Source organism: Streptomyces sp. NBC_01428 (genome assembly GCF_036231965.1).
Taxonomy (GTDB): Bacteria; Actinomycetota; Actinomycetes; order Streptomycetales; family Streptomycetaceae; genus Streptomyces.
The window spans coordinates 8,728,706-8,746,202 of record NZ_CP109499.1; the positions used below are offsets into that span (position 1 = coordinate 8,728,706).

Genomic DNA, 17,497 nt, shown 5'->3' on the forward strand with positions numbered 1-17,497 from the left:
TGGCCGCCGGAGGTAGGGCCAGGGCGCGCGGCCCGCACCCCGCCGTCCCGGCAGGCCGTGTCTACGGGGCTTCGTGAAGCCGTGTGAGAAGGGCCGTCAGCTGGCCCTGTTCGTCGGGCGTGAGCGGTGCCAGCAGTTCGGCGTTGGCCGCTTCGGCCAGCGCCGCACAGCGGGTGAGGACGTCCGCGCCCTTCGGTGTGATCGTGACGGCGTTCTTGCGGCGGTCGTCCGGATCCGGGGCGCGCAGCACGAGTCCCGCCTGCTGGAGGTCGTTGAGGATGCCGACCACGTCCTTGGGGTCGACGGCGACCCGGCGGCCCAACTCGGCCTGGGCGAGCGGTCCGTACTCGGAACTGGCCGCCAGCACCGCGTGATGCATGAGCTTCAGGCCTTCGGTGGCGAGGGCCTCGGCGACCAGACCGCGGGCACGCGCCGCGACGCGGCCGACGAGCCAGCTCGGCAGGGACTGGATGCGCTCAAGGGCTGCGGTCATGGGCTCACCCTATCCCTGAATTCATTGGAACTCCCCATGACTTCCGGTATCGTTGGGGACTCCAATGAATGGAGAGGGGGGTTCTGGTGCTGCGGATTCGCCACCAGGTCGACGGTCGGCTCGCCGCGTTGGTCGCCGAAGAGGTCGGCCGTCCCGAACCGGGAACCGGGGAAGTGCTGATCCGGACCCGGGCCGTCGGCGTGACCCTGCCCGCCGTGCGCAAGCTCCGGGACGCCGAAGAGCCGGTCGCCCTCGGAGGCGAGGTCGCCGGGGAGATCACCGCGCTCGGTCACGGGGTCACTTCCTTCGCCGTCGGAGACCGCGTCACCGGACTGTGCTTCGCCGACGCCTACGCCGAGTTCGCGGTGCTGAACACCGCGATGGTCTCCCGGATCCCGGACGGCGTCGGTGCCGTCGAGGCCGTCGCGCTGGTCCGCAGCGGGATGGTGGCGCGCGGCGCCTACGAGGCTGCGCACGTGCGGCCCGGAGAGTCGGTCCTGGTGACGGCGGCTGCCAGTGGGGTGGGCGTGCTCGCTGTCCAGTACGCCAAGGCCGGCGCGGCCGGACGCGTCGTGGCCGCCGTCAGCAGCGCCGACAAGGCCGACTTCCTGAGGGACTTGGGCGCCGACGAGGTCGTTCTGTACGGGGACTCCGACTGGGGTGGCCCGTACGACGTGATCCTCGACGGAGTCGGCGGCGACCTTCTCGGCCCTGCTGTGCGGGCGCTCGCGACGGGCGGGCGGCTGGTGGCCTTCAGCTCCGGCGGGGGCACGGTGGACGCCTACGAACTCCTTGTCCGTGGCGCTTCGGTGATCGGTTTCCAGATGCGTGCCATCGCCGTCGGCAGGCCCGGACTGTACGACCGACGGCTCCGCGAACAGTGGCGGCTCTACGAAGCGGGCGCCCTGCGTGTCGCCGTGCACGAGGAGATCCCCCTCGCCGAGGCCGCCCGGGCGCACGCCCTCGTCGAACAGCGCCGCAACCTCGGCAAGGTGGTCCTCGTGCCGCCCCACCGGCCCACGGGGTCGTCGCTCGCGACGTGACCGCGCGCCCCGTCGACGCGGTCTGCCCGCGGGCCGTGGCCTCTCGGCTGAACCGTGCGGTCAGCTCGTCTTCAGGACGGCGATGGCGGCGATGTCGTCGTTGAGATTGTTGCCGCTGTGCTTGAGCAGGGCCCGATGGAGGCCGTTGAGGGGCGACCGCGCAGGAGCGGTCATCTGGTCCTGCGCCCAGGCCAGGAGAGGGAAGAACGCGCCCGCCGCGTCGCGGGTCTCGCTCACGCCGTCGGTGTAGAAAAGCAGTTGGTCGCCGGGCCGGAAGTCGAACCGGCTGGGGCGGCACGTGGTGGTGAGCAGGCCGCCGAGGTTGAGGGGCGGGGCGGGATCCCCTGTCGGGAGGAAGGCGACGGCACCCTGTCTGTCGAGAAGGGGTGGTGGGTGCCCGCAGCTGAGGATGGTGGCGGTGTTCCCCTGGCGGGGGATCTCCGCGAGGACGGCGGTGGCGAAGAGCTCCGCTGGATCTCCCTGGGCCAGAGAGGCCGCGTCGTCACGCAGCAGGGTGGCTTCGAGGCGTTCGGCGAGCCGGGCGAGATCCGTGCTCTCGTAGGCCGCCTCCCGGAACGAGCCGAGGATGGCTCCGGCCACGGCCAGGGCGGGAAGCCCCTTTCCTCGGACATCTCCGAGGATCAGGCGGATGCCGAATCGGGTGTCGGCCACGGCGTAGAAGTCACCGCCCACGCGCGCGTGGGGTGTGGCGGTCAGATACAGGCTCTCGATCTTCAGGGGTCCGAGACGCCGGGGGACGGGGCGGAGGAGAACCTGCTGCGTGGCGTCCGCCACGGTTCTGACCTCGGTGAGCGTGGCCTCGCGCTGCAGGCGCACGTGACTCGCGTAGGCGGCGGTCAGGGCGACCGCGCCGATGGCTCCGGCGGTGAACATGACCGAATGGTCCGCCGAGAGCAGGGAGTGGACGGTGACCCCGAGCAGACAGACCAGTCCGAGGACCAGGGTCGGCCCGACCGGCCACAGCGCCGCCGCGAGGGCGGGTGCCGTCGGGAGCAGCTGCGTGACGGGTACCCCGGGCGGAGTCAGCAGGGCGAGGGCACCGAGGAGAACGGTCAGGAGCAGCGGCGAGACCAGCACGGGCTCCTTGCGCGCGCGGCTCAATAAACGACTGGCACCGGAACCGATAGCTCTCATAACGGGTAAATATAGACAGGCGCATGCGCCTCTCCTCGTCTCTCGGGCACCGGCCGCACCGGCGCCCGTGCGCCCGCTCGGCCGTGCTGTCCGCGGGAGCCTGGCCCCGTCGGCGGCCAAGAAGACTGTGGAGACGGTCCCGCACCTGACCCGCGCGCGGCTCCCCTGAGACGCGTCGCCAGGTGCGCGTCGTGCACCTCCCGCCGTTCGTCCGTTCAAGTGCCGTTCAGCGCACAACCATCGGCCGTTTCCGGGTGTCTCAGAGGTGAATCACCACCGCGCGCACGCGTCTCGATGTCGCTCGCGCTTCAAGGAGGAACCGTGGGCATCCGCCGACCCGCCATATCGACCGCCGTGGCCGCCGCCCTGATCGGGTCGTTCAGCGTCCCGATCGTCGCGGGCACCGCGTCCGCGGAGGACCGTGCCACCACCGTGCGCGAGGACTTCGACGGCGACGGCTACCAGGACGTCGCCGTCGCGGCGCCCGGCGCGAAGGTCGGTGGCCATACATGGGCCGGCTACATCACGATCAGCTACGGCTCGGCGAAGGGCCTCGACCCCGCGCGCACCACGGTCATCCATCAGGACACCCCCGGCGTGCCCGGTGACTCCGGCGACAACGAGGTCTTCGGCTACGCGATGATCCCTCGCGACCTGGACGGTGACGGCCTGACCGATCTGGCCGTCGTCACCCGCGACTACCAGCCGGAGACCAACGTCAGCGGATCCGTGATCGTCCTGTGGGGCCGCAGGACCGGCATCTCCGGCGAGGGCGCGGTCCGCGTCAGCGCACCGGCCAACGCCCAGGTCGGCGATGACATCACCGCGGGCGACTTCGACGGCGACGGGCACGTCGACCTGTTCATGGGCAACAGCGAAGACGCGTACGACTTCCACGACGCGCTCTACGGTCCGCTCGGCCGCGACGGCGCTCCGGCCCGTGAGCAGCGCCTGCAGGTGTACAGCACGGACAACACCATCGACTCCACCGCCACGGGCGACTTCAACGGCGACGGCATCGAGGACCTCGCGACCTTCTACGTCTACGAGAACCACGCCGAGGGCGGCAAGCTCTGGCTCGGCACCAAGGACGGCCTGTCGACGGTCCCGCAGCGGCTGACCTCCTCGTCCAGCACCGCGGTCGCCGACTTCGACCAGGACGGCTACGCCGACCTCGCCACCCGGGTCTTCCTCAACGGCGACACCGAGAACGTGGAAGACCCCGGCACCGTCAAGATCTACTACGGCTCATCTGCCGGCCCCAGCCAGACCCGGACGAAGACGATCACGCAGGACACGGCGGGCGTGCCCGGGGTGAGTGAGAAGAGCGACCAGTTCGGTGGACGGCTCAGCGCGGGCGACGTGAACGGTGACGGATACCCCGATCTGGCCGTCGGGGTCCCCGGCGAGGCGATCGGCACGAAGAAGAAGGCGGGCGCCGTGGTGTTGCTCAAGGGAGGCAGGAGCGGGCTCACCGGGACGGGCGCGCAGGCCTTCCATCAGGACACGACGGGCGTGCCCGGCGTCGCCGAGGCCGGTGACGCGTTCGGTGGTTCGACCCGGCTGCTCGACGTGACGGGCGACGGCAAGGCCGACCTGATCGCGGGCGCGCCGGGGGAGGACCTCGGGACCGTCGTGAACGGCGGCGCGATATGGCTGCTGCGCGGCGCCGCCTCCGGTCTGACGGCCTCGAAGTCGGTCGCGGAGAACCCGACGGACATCGGCGCACCGGCGACGAGGGCGTTGTTCGGTCTGAACCTGAGCGGCGACAACGGCCCCGGAACGGTGATCCCCTAACCCCGGGACGCCATCCCCACGGAACCGGCGCTCCTGGCGTTCGTCAGGAGCGCCTTCGCGACGAGATCGAAGAGGTGATCGGCGCGCGGCGCGAGCGAGGGCTGGTCGCCGAGCCAGGCGAGCGCGGCCACGAGCGCGAACAAGTCGGTGCCGTCGACGTCGGTCCGCGCCGCGCCCGCCTCCTGCGCGCGGGTGAGGAGCCGCGCTCCGGCTGCCCGCAGGGTGACGCACGACGCGTGGAGTGCGGACTCGGTGTCCTCGATGGCGGCCGCCATCAGCACGGTCACGCCCCGGTACTCGGTCGTCCACGCCACGCAGTCACGGAGCCACGCGACGAGAGCGTCCGCGGGCGAACTCGACGTCTCGAGTTCGCCCGCTTTTGCTGTCAGCTCGTCGAAGCTCGTGTGGAGCAGTGCCTCGAGCAGTGCCTCACGGGTCGGATAGTGCCGTAGCAGCGTCGCGAGCCCGACGCCGGCCCGCCGTGCGATGTCGCGCATCGACGCGTCGACGCCCTGCTCGGCGATGACGGCGCCCGCTACGGCGAGCAGGTGATCGCGGTTCTTCCTGGCGTCGGCCCGCATCTGTCCTCCTTGACTATCCGGATCGGTGGTCCATATATTCGGACCAGTGGTCCATTTATGTGGATCGCCGATCCGGATAAGTCTATCCCCCGACTCGGGCAGGAGAGAAAGATGGCGGCACGCACGATGAGGGCGGTCCGGCTCCACGAGCACGGCGGTCCGGAGGTCCTGCGGTACGAGCAGGTGCCCGTTCCCGAGCCGGCGCCCGGTGAGGTGCTCGTCCGCGTCCGCGCGGCCGGCGTCAATCCTCCGGACTGGTACCTGCGGGGCGGGATGACCACGATGCCCGGCGAGACGGAGTCGACTGTCGGCCTCCCGGTGATTCCGGGAACCGACGTGTCGGGTGTCGTCGAGGCGGTCGCCCCGGATGTGGAGAGCTTCTCGGTCGGCGACGAGGTCTTCGGACTCCTCCGGTTCCCCAGCTTCGACGGCAGGGCCTACGCCGAGTACGTGGCCGCGCCGGCGTCTGACCTCGCCGTCAAGCCCGCGGGCATCGACCACGTGCACGCGGCCGGGGCGCCCATGGCGGGGCTGACGGCGTGGCAGTTCCTGATCGAGGCCGGGCACGACCACCCCTCGCCCTTCCAGGAGGCGCGGCATCGTCCGACGACGCTCGACGCGGACACGACGGTCCTCGTCAACGGCGCCGCGGGCGGCGTGGGCCACTTCGCGCTCCAACTGGCGAAGTGGAAGGGCGCCCACGTCATCGCCGTGGCATCGGGCACGCACGAGTCCTTCCTGAGGGAGCTCGGCGCCGACCGCTTCATCGACTACACCAGGAGTCGCCCCGAGGAACTCGTCCACGACATCGACCTGGTACTCGACACCGTCGGTGGCCCCGGCAGCAGGCGCTTCCTGCGTACGCTCAAGCGCGGCGGCGCGCAGTTCGCGGTGCTCCCCGGGGAGTTCGACGAGGACGAGACCACGAAGCTGGGCGTCACCGTCTCGAGCGCCCAGGTCCGCTCCAGCGGCGCACAACTCGCCGAACTGGCGGCCCTCCTCGAAACCGGCACGGTCCGCGTCGCGATCGACAGCACCTTCGACCTCGCGGACGCCCGAGCGGCCCACGAACGCGCCGCCCGGGGACACATCCGGGGCAAAATCGTGCTCGAAGTCGCCTAGAGCGGTGCCGTTCCCGACGGGCTGCCCCCGTCCTCACGGAACGCGAGGCAACGGCAGCCGTCATGCTGGGATCACCCGATCCCGCGACGTGGGCTCACGGGGGATCGGCTTCCGGCTCCCGACGCGGCCGTGAGGACGGATGCTCGGACTCAGGTCCCGAAGGACCCGGAGTTCTGATGCGTGGTGTTCGCACCGCCCAGCGCTCGTGCGAGCTCATGTCCGGCAGCCCCGCGCTCCAGGGCCCCGCGCTCTCCTGTCCCGCCCCTGCGCCGCAGCACGAGAAGGCATCCCGTGATCGCTCCGGCGAACACGGCGGCCAAGGCGACAATGACGCCCACGCGTCCCCCGTTCGTGCGGCGGAACCGTCCTGAGACCCCGCTTGAACTGCGCATTCTGCGTGATGGGCGGCGCGGGCGCGATGCTGGTTCGTCTCGACGCGCTCGGCGTCACGATCGCTGTGGCCCGGTCCTCCCGGAAGCGTCTCTCCCGGCAGTTTCCCGGGTCGCCGTCGCCGGTGGACGAAGAGACCGTCTGCGCAAGGGTGTTGGGAGGACGGCCCGGGGCTGGTGAGCGGTTGCGGCGAAGGCGTTGTCAGTGGCGGGTGGCACCATCCGGGCCATGGGTGATGAGTCTTTCGACTGGTCCGGGTTCCTCGGGCGATGGCAGCAGGAGTGGGTGCCGGGCGAAGCCGCGGACGGGGACGAGGAGCAGACCGCCGCCTCGCTCGGGAGCCCGGGGGCCGACGAGACGGCGATCGCCGCGGTCGAGGAGCGGCTGGGGCGACGGCTGCCGCCTTCGTACCGGGAGTTCCTCGCCGTCAGCGACGGCTGGCACGTGGACCAGATGGCCGGGGTCTACCAGCTCGGCGGCGCCGCGGACATCGACTGGTTCGGTGATCCGCACGACCTGACCTCCGTGTACGAGGAGTTCCTGGGCGACGAGCCGCGACAGGAGGACGTCCTGCTGGCCGGGATGTGGCGACGGGCGCTGCGGCTGGAGACGGACTCCGACATGTCCCATGCGCTGCTCGACCCCGGCGACTGCGACCAGGACGGCGAATGGGCGCTCTACCTCTACAAGGGCTGGGGCGGTGAACTACCCGACCGTTACCCCTCATTCCGGGCGTACATGGAAGCCATGTACCGCGGCTTCCACTCGGCCCGGGTGGAGCGGGCCGACTTCGTGAACGCGACCACCCGTGCCCAGGACGCACAGGTGGAGGCCGCGCGTCTCATGGTCCTGCGTGGACGTCATAAGGACGCGATGCCTCTCCTCGAGGAGGCGTTCTCCTTCGGGCGACCCCGGAGCGCCACGCTGCTGAACCAGATTCGGCATCTGCTGAATCCACGCGAACGCCGGGACTACGGCTTCTTGGCGGCCGACCGGCGCTACCTCGCCGAGGTTCTCCTCGTGGAAGCCATGGCGCCGGCGAGGGGCGAATGGCGGCTGGGCGGAGATGACCACTGGCTCGGGATGATGAGTGCCCGTGGGGTCGACCGGACCACCGCCGAGGCGCTGCTGAGCGCGGTGCGGAGCGGTACCCATCACTACGCACCTTCCGGACCGTGGGGTCGGGCCGTGACCGAGGCCCGGGAATCAGCCCGCTGGGGTGCCACCGACGCGGCGTGGCGGGTCCTGCGGGACGCGCTCCCGCTGTGGGAGGCTCCCGGTCCCTTGCTGATCGCCCCGATCGGTCTGCTCGCGGACTCCGTCCTGGGACCCCTGATCACTCCGGAGCGAGGACGCGAGATCCTCGCGACACCACGGGCGGGGGAGACGGGTGCCGTCCCCGAGCCGGTGCCCGATCTCGATCCGCCGGGGCTGTCGTGGTTGGCGGAACCTGCGGTGAGCGGGAGTCCGCTCGACGGCTATCGCTGTGTGTGGGTCGAGGGGATCGCACCGGACCGGCTTCCCGGACTGATAGGGGAGGAGGGCTCCGTTCTGAGCACCTCGACGGATCGACGTGACGTGTCCTGGCGGGCCCCCCGGCCCCGTGAGCGGGACGACCTGGAATTCTGGGAGGACCGGGCCGAGGTGGCCGTCGGCCGCTGCGCCGAAGGCTGGGCGTTCGCCTTCGACGGTCACCCCGGCCACCTGAACAAACTGTTCCGTTCGCCGGCCGAGGCAGCGTCTTCGTCCGGCCGCGCGGTGGTGGTGTGGCGCGAGCCGAGACGCTCGACCGCCGGTGACCACCCGGCCGCCCTTCACTTGTCCGTGGCGGAGCAGGGGCACGAGCTCTACGCGTTCACCCTGCGGGGCTCGGAGATCCAGTTCTCCGGCGCACTGCCCGAGGGACTCGACCCCGCGCGGCTGTTCCGCCCGGAGGACACGGAGACGGACAGAGAAGTGCGTGTGCTGGAGGCGCTGCACACCGAACTCGGGCTCTCCCTCCCCTGCTTCGCCCTGACCCGAGGCAGCCTCCACAGCTTCACCACGCGGTCGTGGACCCGGGCGCCCCGGGCGGGTGAGACGTTCGCCTATGCCCGCCTCGTGCAGCGTGGCGTCTGAGTCGACGTCGGGCTGAACCCGCCGTGGTGGATGGAGCCGTCAGGCAGCGGCGCCCCGTCGGCGGCCCCCTGACGGCTCCCCTTCCTGCTGAGCAGGACCCCGGCACGCGTGACCTCCTCCTGGGCGCGTCGCCGTCATCAACATCAGAGCTAGCTCAAGTCCGTTGTGCGCCGGTGTTCCGGGCGGGCAGAGTGCTTTCCACTCAGCGACCCGTGATCCACACGGGGGCCATACCGCTGCAGCCGTACGTCGACCGGGGGGCCGAGTATGACCTACAAGCAGCCGGCGCTTGTCGCGCTGGCCGTCTGCGCACTTCTCTCGGGGACGGCTGCGTGCAGCTCGGGTGATGCCAGGCCGCGTGTCGCCGCGAGTGGGACGACCGGAACGGCCAGGGCGACCAAGCCACCGCGGTGCGTGGCCGCGAAGTACACCTGGTCTAAGCTCACGAAACACGCCTTTCTGGCGGGCGTCTCCGAGCCGCATGTCCTCGGCAAGGGCGGTGGAGGTTTCACCGACGCGGCCGAGCCGGTGCCGCACCCGAAGGCGAAGGTCACGGTGGAACAGGGACCGGACGTCGATCCTGCTGCGGTCGTGCGGAAGCTCGAGGCGTACACCGACCTGAAGATCCTGTACGGGCCGGGGGAGATCGAGCCCGGGAGGTCGGACGGCTCGGTCCTGTCGTACACGATGCCCGCGGCCGGGGTCTACGTACAACTGAAGTTCGGGCAGGCGGTGGAAGCCGACTTCAGACGGACCTGCCGCGGGGGCGTCCCGCCGTCCCGGGGGCATGCGGTCGGCCTCCGCGTCTACGGCGGCAGCACGCTGGACTGCACCGAAGCGCCCGAGGCCGCGACGTGGCACGACAAGGACCGCACACTCGTCGCGGCGGCGCGGAAAGGCGTGCGCGCCGCGTGCCCGTCGGGATCACGGGCGTTGGGGAAGAGCTGACCCCGTTGCGGCGACGGCCCCTCTGGACGAGCCGTGTCGGTTCGTCCAGAGGGGCCGAGCGTCACTCGCCCGTCACTGCCCTCCCTTGGTGCCGGAGGGCCTGATGGGCGGTGCCCACTCGGTCGCCGGCGACCAGAGTCCGGTGCCGCCGGGGGAGCCTGGCCCGCTGCCTGCGGGGTCCCACAGGGTGGCCGCTCCGGCGGTTCGGTCATCGGCGGTGCCGCCGGCCGCGACCGGTCGGTCGTCGCGGTCCGTGGGCCGGAATCCCAGCGTGTAGGTCCGGGTGACCGAACCGTTCGCCGAGGTGACCTTGATGGTGCGGGTGGTGAACCGGGAGCCGGTCGAGGACAGGACCGAACCGCCGTCGGTGACCTTGACCCGGGCACCGGCCTGGGCAGGTACGGCGGAGACGGCCGGGATCCTCGCGTGCTTCGGCCAGTCGACGACGTACGTGGACCCGTCCGGATCGAACCCGTCGATCGCGACACCTCCGACAGTGATCGCCTTCGCGTCGGCGACACTGGCCTTGGTGGCGTCCGAGAAGTTCTTCACCGTGACCGACCCGTCGGCGCCCACGACGACCCGCGCCGCCATCGCCGCCGCCAGGTTGATCCGCTGCCAGCTCGCCCGGCCGTCCGCCGTGAGGTCGAGCGGATACCCGGAATCCGTCGCGGTCTGCTCCAGGATCTGCGTGCGCTGCTCGGTGGTGAGATCCGGGAACGCCGTGATCAGCAGCGCCGCCGCGTCCGACGGCGTCTCGACGGCCTGCCCCGCCTTGCCCACCTGGGAGAACCCGTAGGTCAGGCGCCGCGTGTACAGGTCGACGTCCTGCGCCGTGCTCAGCCCCGCGTACGCGTCGCCCTGGCAGGCCGCGAGCGTGTCCCCGTATCCCTCCTTCTCGCACTGATCGAGCAGTACGTTCTCCATCTCGGTGTGCGCCTGCAACAGCAGCTTCGCGAAGTCGGGGTCCGCCCAACGGTGCGCCACGGTGGCCTGACCGGAGATCCGGCCGCCCATGACGTCCAGCGGGTAGTGGAACCCGAGGACGATGCGGTTGTCCCCGTACTCCGAGGTGCGCGCCAGGATCGACGGCGCCAGCTCCGGAAGGAGCGTGGCGAGGACGGTGCCGGCCTCGTAGCCGCCGTAGGTGTGGCCACTGGGGTACGAGCCGCTGGTGGCGAGACTCCCGTACGAGCCGTCCTGCGACTCGTAGATGCGGCCGCCGTCGCCGACGAACCCGAGCCGTACGTACGGGCGTTGGTAGCCGTAGTGGTTCTTCGCCGCGTCGACCTTGTCGAGCCCCTTGGTGACACGGGAGAACAACGCGCTGGTCTTGGGCAGTTGACCGCCGCTCAGGGCGTCGCTGTAGATCCGGCCGAGCCGCGAGCCGAGTCCGTCGGCCATGGTGACGGTGGAACTGTTGGTCGCGTCGACCTCGGCGCGGTCCACCTCCTTCTGTGTCGCCGCGTTGTTGATGCGGACGGCGATCCGGTCGTTCTCGGCGGTCGGCGCACTGCCTTGAGGCACCTTGGTGTTGGCGCCGAGGACGTCCGGGCCGAGGTCCTCGATGCCGTTGAGCAGATGCGAGAAGTAGTCGGTCCCGTCGCCGGTACCCGGCCAATGGTCGGAAGAGTAGGCCGCGTTGAGCGTCTCGTCCGGGAAGGGCGACGACACGAAGGCCGGGTCGGAGGCATCCGCCCGGGTGCTCGGCTGCGGGGTCGTGGTGGAGTCGTCGGAGGTTCCGGCCGCCGTGACCGCCGTGACGATGGCCGTGTGCGCCCTCGCCTTTACCGGGGTGGTGAGCAATGCCGTGCGGGTCGTGGCGGAGACGTGCGCGGTGGTTCCGTCCCCGAGGGCCACGGTGTAGCCGAGGATCGGGAACCCGCCGTCGGCGGCCGGCTGCCAGGTCACGCGGACCTGCTCGCCGCCGGTGACCACACCGGTCACGGTCGGCCTCTGCGGCTTGCCGCCGCCGGTCACCACGGGGGCCGTGGGCGTGCTCGGGTACGAGATGCCGACGGCGTTCACCGCCCGGACACGCGCGCTGTACGTACCCGGTCGCAGCCAAGTGAACGTCGTGCTGCGGCTTTCGGCATCGTGGACCTCGACCTGGCGCCCGTCGTTCAGAGCGATCCGGTAGCCGGTGACGGGTGCGCCACCCGTGTCCTCGGGCGGGGCCCAGGCGACGGTCACGCTCGTGCCGGAAGACGTCGCCGACACCGCGTCAGGCGCGGCCGGCACCGTTCTGGGCCTGGTGGTGAGCCCGGACAGGGCGCGGTGGAGGGTGTCGTACCGAGCGGAGAGGGTCTCGTCCGAGACCGTGTCGCTCCCGACCGCGGTCCTCGCCTCGGCGAGTGCCGTGGTGAAGGCCTTCCACGAGGTGTCCGTGTAGCGCGCGTCCTGAAGGGCTGAGGCGGTCGTGACCAGGTCCTCCAGGCGCAGCCTCGGCAAGGGGACCAGCTGCCTGGCGGCGAGGGTGAGGCTGCGGGTCCGGGTGTCGACCTCGAGTTGGGACGCACTGTCGGCGTCGACGAGGGCGCGGGCGGCGGCGAGTTCGCGCCGGTACACCCCGAAGTCGATCGTGTCGTAGCGTGCCGCGTCGCCGGAGAGGCCCGCGTACTGGTCGATCGCCTTGCGCAGGCCGGACCTGTCCGTGACGGCGGGTGTGTCGACGTGGTTGAAGGTGACGCGGCCCAGGTTCGCGACGTAGGGGTGCGAGGAGTCGGGGTTCGTCGTCAGCCGCAGGAAGACGGCGTGTGTGCCTGTGATCGCCTTGGGCAGCGGCAGACTTGTGGTCCCTCCCGACGACCACGCGGCTCCCGTGACCGGCAGCGGCACGATCGCGTCCGGCGTTCCGGGGTCGGCCGAGTCGAAGGAGTCCAGATAGAGCTGCACGGCCGAACCGGTGCCGCATCGGGCGGAGTTGTTCGCGTAGGTGATCGTGACGGCGTTCTTGGGGGAGGTGCCGAAATCGATGTTCCCGTAGCCGAGCCACGCTCCGTCGTAGGTGCCGCCGAGATCGGTGGTGGAACCCGAACCGGTCCAGCCGACCGGCTCGCTCTTGAGCCCGCCGCCGCTGTTCGAGTGGAAGGCGGTGGCGTCGAAGCCCACGGGAGCGGCGGAGTCCTGGGTCAGGCTCAGCGCGTAGACGTTGCCCACGTACGGCTGGGACGCCGACTGTGTGCTGGAGACGAAGCCGGCGTACACGTCCTGGACGCCGCTGAAGACGCTCGGGTCGAGGTGCACGCTGGTGGTCGCGATGGTTCCCCAGCCCGACCCGCTGTAGTCGAGGGGGATCTCGACGCTCTTCGTTCCGTCCTTCGAGCCGAGGTGCAGCTCGATGTGCGAGTCCGACGCGGCGCGCGACTGGGGCTTGTCATAGCGAACGGTGACGGTGTCGGCGCCGTCGCGGAGGTCGGTGTCCTTCCACTCGGCCCACGCGCCGTTCGTCACGTTCTCGAAGATGCCGTTCGAGAGGTTGAGCGGGGGGGCGCCACCGCCCGTCGTGGTGCTGTTCACCGCGGTCAGTGTGGCGAGCGTGGTCGTCTGCGACGAGGAGACCTCGTACGGCGAGAACTGGTACCAGTCGAAGTTCGACACCCACTGCTGGCCGGAGGGGGCGTGGAAGACGAAGGTCGCACTCGACGCGGCGAGCAGGGCGTCCGGGTCGGAGACGGCCGCCTGCACGGTGGAGTAGTACTGCCAGCCGCCGGTCCCCGGGAGCTGGACGGTGGCGACGACGGGACCGTCGGCCGCACCGGCGTGGATGTCGACGCTGCTCGGCTTCGCGTTCGTCGCCTGCGAGTTGGCGTAGCGGACCGAGATGCTGCGGGGGCGGACGCCGCCGAAGTCCAGCTTGGTGTAGCGCTCCCACGCTCCCTCGGTCACGCCGCCGAGGTTGCCGTCCGAGTTGTTCTTCTCGCTCGTGAGGCTGGGGCCTTCCTTCTCGTCGGGCGATTCGGCCTGCAGGACGGCGTAGCCGCCCTCGTCGATGGTGAGGGCGTCGACGGCGGACTGCAGCGCGTCGTCCGCGGCCATGATGGTGCCCGTCGCGGACGTGCTGTCCGCGAGAACGGTCCGTGCGCGGTCGAGTGCCGCACGGAACAAGGTCCAGGAGCCTTCGGCGTAGTTGCCGCTGCGCACCAGCGACGCCTGGTCGACGAGTGCACCGAGGGCCTTGCGCTGCACCGCGGCCGCGGAGACGACGAGCGGGTCGGTGGGGGATATCCCGGTGCCGTGCACCGTCGAGGCATGCACGCCGTGCGCGAAGGCCGCGTCCTGGAAGGTGATGCCGAAGCGCGCGTCGACCTGCGTGGTGCCGTCGAGCGAGAGGGTCGCCGTGTGTGAGCCGGTGACCCGCAGGTCCGCCGTGACACCGCCCGGCAGGCCGGTCACGGTCGCCGCCCCCGTCCTGGTCAGGCTGGTTCCGTTGCGGGCGACGAACGACGCCGGCCCGGAGAGCGTGAGTTTCATGCTGCCGTCGACGGCCCCGTCCGCGGTGGTGGAGACCGTGGCGGGCCGGGCGGAGACGACGGTGTCGCCCCTGCCGGTCCCCGTACCGCTGTCACCCGTGTCGGTGTTCAGCGAGTAGGCCGGCTCCGTGCGGGCGCCCCACTGGGACGGCTTGGAGCCCATGGTGAAGTCCAGGGTTCCGCCGGAGATGATCTGGGAGTAGTCGAGCCACGTGTTGTCGAACCGCTTGCCGTTCAGGGTCGCGTTCTGCACGTAGTAGGTGCTCGGAGACACCCCGTCGGCCTTCACCGTGAACCGCTTGCCGTTGGCGTAGGTGATCGTCGTGGAGTCGAAGAACGGGCTGCCGATCTGGAACTGGCTGGAACCAGCGGTCACCGGGAACAGACCCAGCGCGGCGCCGACGAACATCGTCGACATGGTGCCCGCGTCGTTGTCCATGGTCGGCAGGAAGCCGTTCGGGGACAGCTTGTAGACCTGGGTCTTGACCGGCGGTGTGAACTGGCCGCCGGAACTGGGGGCTTCGTTCGTGGAACCCGTCGCGATGTAGCGGTTCCAGGTCGTGCCGGTGTAGATGGCGCGCACCCACTTCTGCGTCAGGCCGGGCTCACCGACGTAGTTGAAGAGGTACGGGGCCTGCAGGTCGATCTCGTTGGCGTTGGAGTGCAGCATCGTCGAGCCGTCGTCGGCACCGGAGTCCTCACCGAACATGTGCTTGACCGCCGCCTTGCCGGCCTTCTCGCCGCCCATGGCCTTGATGAGCCCGCCCATGTCGTAGGCGTCGTACCAGTGGTACTGCCAGAGCGTGCCCTGGTAGAGGCCTGCCGCCTCGAACTTCTCGTAGTCGGCGGCCTGCCAGTCGCCTCCCGCGGCACGCGGGGTGAGCAGACCGACCTTCGTGCCGTCGGCCGCGGTCCAGGCGCCCGACTTCACGAGGTTGTCGATCGCCATCGTCGACTGGGCGCGCAGCTTCTTCGCGTCGTCCTCCTTGCCGAGCGCACCGGCGATGACGGACAACGCCCACTGGTCGTAGCCGCGTTGGACCGTCGTACCGGGATCGCCGGTGACGTATCCCTGCCGCAGCTGCGCCCCCGTGTAGTACCCCGAATACGACAGCAGCGCCGGGTACGCCTCGTCGAGGCGGTCGAAGTTCTTGTAGCCCTTCGACAGGGCGTCGGCGACCAGTACCGCCGAGCGCTCCCAGCGCACGGTCGGCACCGAGTGGGTGAGGCTGCCGAGGCTCTTGCCCGAGGCGCGCGCGTCGGCGAACAGCTCGATCAGCGACTGCACCATGTCGCGGTAGGTGGACGGGTCGATGTACGCCTCGACGGAGTACTTGCGGAAGTCGTCCCAGGTGGACCAACCGTCGTAGTACGTGAAGCCGTTCGCCGTGTGCACCGCCCCGTCGGCGCCGCGGTACGTCCCGCTGGTGCTGGTGGCGTTCACCGGCAGCGCGTACATGCGGTACAGGTGCGTGTAGAACTCCTTGGTGAGCGTCGACCCGGGGTCGGACTTCGCCGAGGAGCGCACGTCGACGGCGCCGAGGGCTGTGTTCCACTCCGCCTTCGTCCGAGCGCGGGCCTGGTCGAAGGTGAGGTGGCCCACCTCGTTCCGCTGGTCGGTCGCGGCCTGTTCGGCGCTGATCGGCGACAGCGTGATGCGCAGCTCGACGTCGTCGCCGTTGGACGTGTCGAACCCGAGGACGGCGCCGGTGTCGGACCCGTCCTGCACCGTCGCGTCGCCCAGCCTGCCGTCGCTGCCCCAGCTCTTCAGGGAGGTCACGGGGACGTTGGTGGTGGCGTTGTAATACAGCTGGTACGAGGCGCCGTTGAACGATCCGGCGACGAGCCCGGAGATCGAGGTGGTCCCGTCGGGGAGCTTCGTCGCCTTCATCGTCGAACGGGTGCGGCTGGTGAAGTTGTTCGCGAGGTCCAGGACGAGTTCGGGCTCCGACCCGGCGGGGAAGCTGTACCGTTCGAGCGCCGTGCGCGTCGTCGCGGTCATCTCGGCCTTGATGGTGCCGGAGTCCTGTTGCACCGACGACCCGGTACCGGTGACGGCGCCGAGGCCCACCTGGTAGGAGCCGGGTGTCGCCGTCTCGTCGTCGTGGCTGTAGGCGTGGGCGTACGTGCTCGGCGCGGGCCGCTTGTCGTAGCGCACGGAGGTCGGTACGACGAGCAGGTCGCCACCGCCTCCCGAGCCGCCGACCCCGTCGAGGTTCGTCGCGGTGAACCCGGCGATGTGGTCCTCGTCGTGGTCGTACCCGGTGTGGTTGCGGTCCGGCGTGGTCAGCGGGTTGACCTTGGCCAGACCGTGCGGTGCCTGCGCGCCCGGCAGGTCGTTGCCGTCGTCACCGGCGGTCGACACGAACGGGTCGACGAGCCTGGTGTAGTCCGTCCCGCCGGCCCCCGAGGAGGAGGCCGCGGCGGGCGCTGCCGCGGCCGTTCCGCCACCCGCCAACGCGGCGACGCCGAGAGCTCCGCTGAGCAACACGGCGACGGTCGCGCGCAACGGCCGGCGAGGCCGCCGGCCCGTTCTCGCGAGGATCACCCGGGGGAAGGGGGGATGGGATCTTATCGGCACGTGACTTCTCCAGCGTCGCTATACGCACGCACCGTTGGATCCCGCGATAGACAACGTTGTCAGTCCGGGTCACCGGGCGTGCAACCCAGAGTGAGAACGGAAGTGAGCACCCAGGATTGCAGCCGAACATCGGATTGCACCCCGTCGCGTTCACGACCGTCCGCCATGACACACGGAGAAAACGTACAGCGCGCGAACACTGCTCGAACAGAGCGGACGGGCCGGATGCTGTGCGGGGCTGTTGCGACGGGGGGAGTGGTCAGAGGCTGCCCGGGCGCCGACCGCGCGCTCGTGGTGGGTCCGTTCAGGTTTGAGGGCGGCGGGCCGAACCGTCGCTGCCCGACTGTTCGACGCTGATGGAATTGATGGCATCTCAACCCCGGGCCCGTGAGGTTGGGAGCACTCAAGGCCACCGACTTCCGGGATGTGCTCATGATGAAGACCCTGCCGCGGGGCGGCCGTCTCGCGGGCTCCGTAGCCTGCGCGTTCCTTCTGGTCAGCACCTTGACAAGCGCGGCGGTCGCTCGGCCGTCGGGAAACGCCGCGGTGTCCACCTGCGAGGGTGACGCGCTCAACGGCCACTGGTGGTGCGAGAACAAGCCGGGGATCCGCGTCCAGTGGGCGGGCAGACCGTCGGCTACCGGAATCCATTCGCAGTGCATCGGCCTTCAGGCCGGTGGTGAAGCGAATCTGATGGTGGCGACGCGGAGCGTCGCGGATTCAGGTCCGGCGGAGCCGGATACCGCAAGTCCCTTGCCTGGGGTGCGGAGCGTCGCGAGGGCTGGTCCCGGCGGAGC

Annotated in this window: 9 protein-coding genes; 5 read left to right on the forward strand and 4 right to left on the reverse strand. The window is 70.4% G+C overall.

What is annotated here, in order from left to right; all coding sequences use genetic code 11:
* Positions 1-61: 61 nt before the first annotated feature.
* Positions 62-493, reverse strand: coding sequence for a MarR family winged helix-turn-helix transcriptional regulator (locus OG406_RS38045; protein WP_267051971.1), 432 nt, complete (start codon positions 491-493; stop codon positions 62-64).
* A gap of 86 nt (positions 494-579) precedes the next feature.
* On the opposite strand from OG406_RS38045, the gene OG406_RS38050 reads away from it, so the two are divergent.
* Positions 580-1,536: a quinone oxidoreductase family protein gene (locus tag OG406_RS38050; RefSeq protein WP_443067156.1), complete on the forward strand. Its 957-nt coding sequence runs from the start codon at positions 580-582 to the stop codon at positions 1,534-1,536.
* A 60-nt stretch (positions 1,537-1,596) separates the two neighbouring features.
* On the opposite strand, the gene OG406_RS38055 is transcribed toward OG406_RS38050, so the two are convergent.
* Entirely contained in the window at positions 1,597-2,634 is a 1,038-nt protein-coding gene (locus OG406_RS38055; RefSeq protein WP_329190325.1) for a PP2C family protein-serine/threonine phosphatase, read from the reverse strand.
* 378 nt (positions 2,635-3,012) lie between these two features.
* On the opposite strand from OG406_RS38055, the gene OG406_RS38060 reads away from it, so the two are divergent.
* The gene (locus OG406_RS38060) at positions 3,013-4,488 is read left to right on the forward strand and encodes an FG-GAP and VCBS repeat-containing protein (protein ID WP_329190327.1); all 1,476 of its coding nucleotides are present in this window, start codon (positions 3,013-3,015) and stop codon (positions 4,486-4,488) included.
* Here the strand turns inward: OG406_RS38060 and OG406_RS38065 are convergent.
* Positions 4,485-5,069 (reverse strand): TetR/AcrR family transcriptional regulator, encoded by a 585-nt coding sequence (locus tag OG406_RS38065; RefSeq protein WP_329190329.1) that lies wholly within the window; start codon positions 5,067-5,069, stop codon positions 4,485-4,487. The two genes, OG406_RS38060 and OG406_RS38065, sit on opposite strands and share 4 nt — an antisense overlap.
* A 111-nt stretch (positions 5,070-5,180) precedes the next feature.
* Between OG406_RS38065 and OG406_RS38070 the strand changes: the two genes are divergently transcribed.
* The 3 genes from OG406_RS38070 to OG406_RS38080 all read left to right on the forward strand — a co-directional run bounded on the left by OG406_RS38070 (position 5,181) and on the right by OG406_RS38080 (position 9,647).
* Complete coding sequence (locus tag OG406_RS38070; RefSeq protein ID WP_329190331.1) at positions 5,181-6,191, forward strand: NADP-dependent oxidoreductase; 1,011 nt, start codon at positions 5,181-5,183, stop codon at positions 6,189-6,191.
* Between the two features lie 618 nt (positions 6,192-6,809).
* Positions 6,810-8,699, forward strand: a complete 1,890-nt coding sequence (locus OG406_RS38075) for an SMI1/KNR4 family protein (RefSeq protein WP_329190333.1) — start codon at positions 6,810-6,812, stop codon at positions 8,697-8,699.
* 414 nt (positions 8,700-9,113) lie between these two features.
* Positions 9,114-9,647: a hypothetical protein gene (locus OG406_RS38080; protein ID WP_329190335.1), complete on the forward strand. Its 534-nt coding sequence runs from the start codon at positions 9,114-9,116 to the stop codon at positions 9,645-9,647.
* A 72-nt stretch (positions 9,648-9,719) separates the two neighbouring features.
* Here OG406_RS38080 and OG406_RS38085 read toward each other — a convergent pair whose 3' ends face one another.
* Positions 9,720-16,607, reverse strand: a complete 6,888-nt coding sequence (locus OG406_RS38085) for a glycoside hydrolase domain-containing protein (RefSeq protein WP_329190338.1) — start codon at positions 16,605-16,607, stop codon at positions 9,720-9,722.
* Between the last annotated feature and the right edge of the window lie 890 nt (positions 16,608-17,497).

Excerpts from the sequence above, each read along its gene's own strand:
- OG406_RS38070 (WP_329190331.1), top strand. The coding sequence starts at position 5,181 with ATGGCGGCACGCACGATGAGGGCGGTCCGGCTCCACGAGCACGGCGGT.
- OG406_RS38045 (WP_267051971.1), bottom strand. The coding sequence starts at position 493 with ATGACCGCAGCCCTTGAGCGCATCCAGTCCCTGCCGAGCTGGCTCGTC.
- OG406_RS38075 (WP_329190333.1), top strand. The coding sequence starts at position 6,810 with ATGGGTGATGAGTCTTTCGACTGGTCCGGGTTCCTCGGGCGATGGCAG.
- OG406_RS38065 (WP_329190329.1), bottom strand. The coding sequence starts at position 5,069 with ATGCGGGCCGACGCCAGGAAGAACCGCGATCACCTGCTCGCCGTAGCG.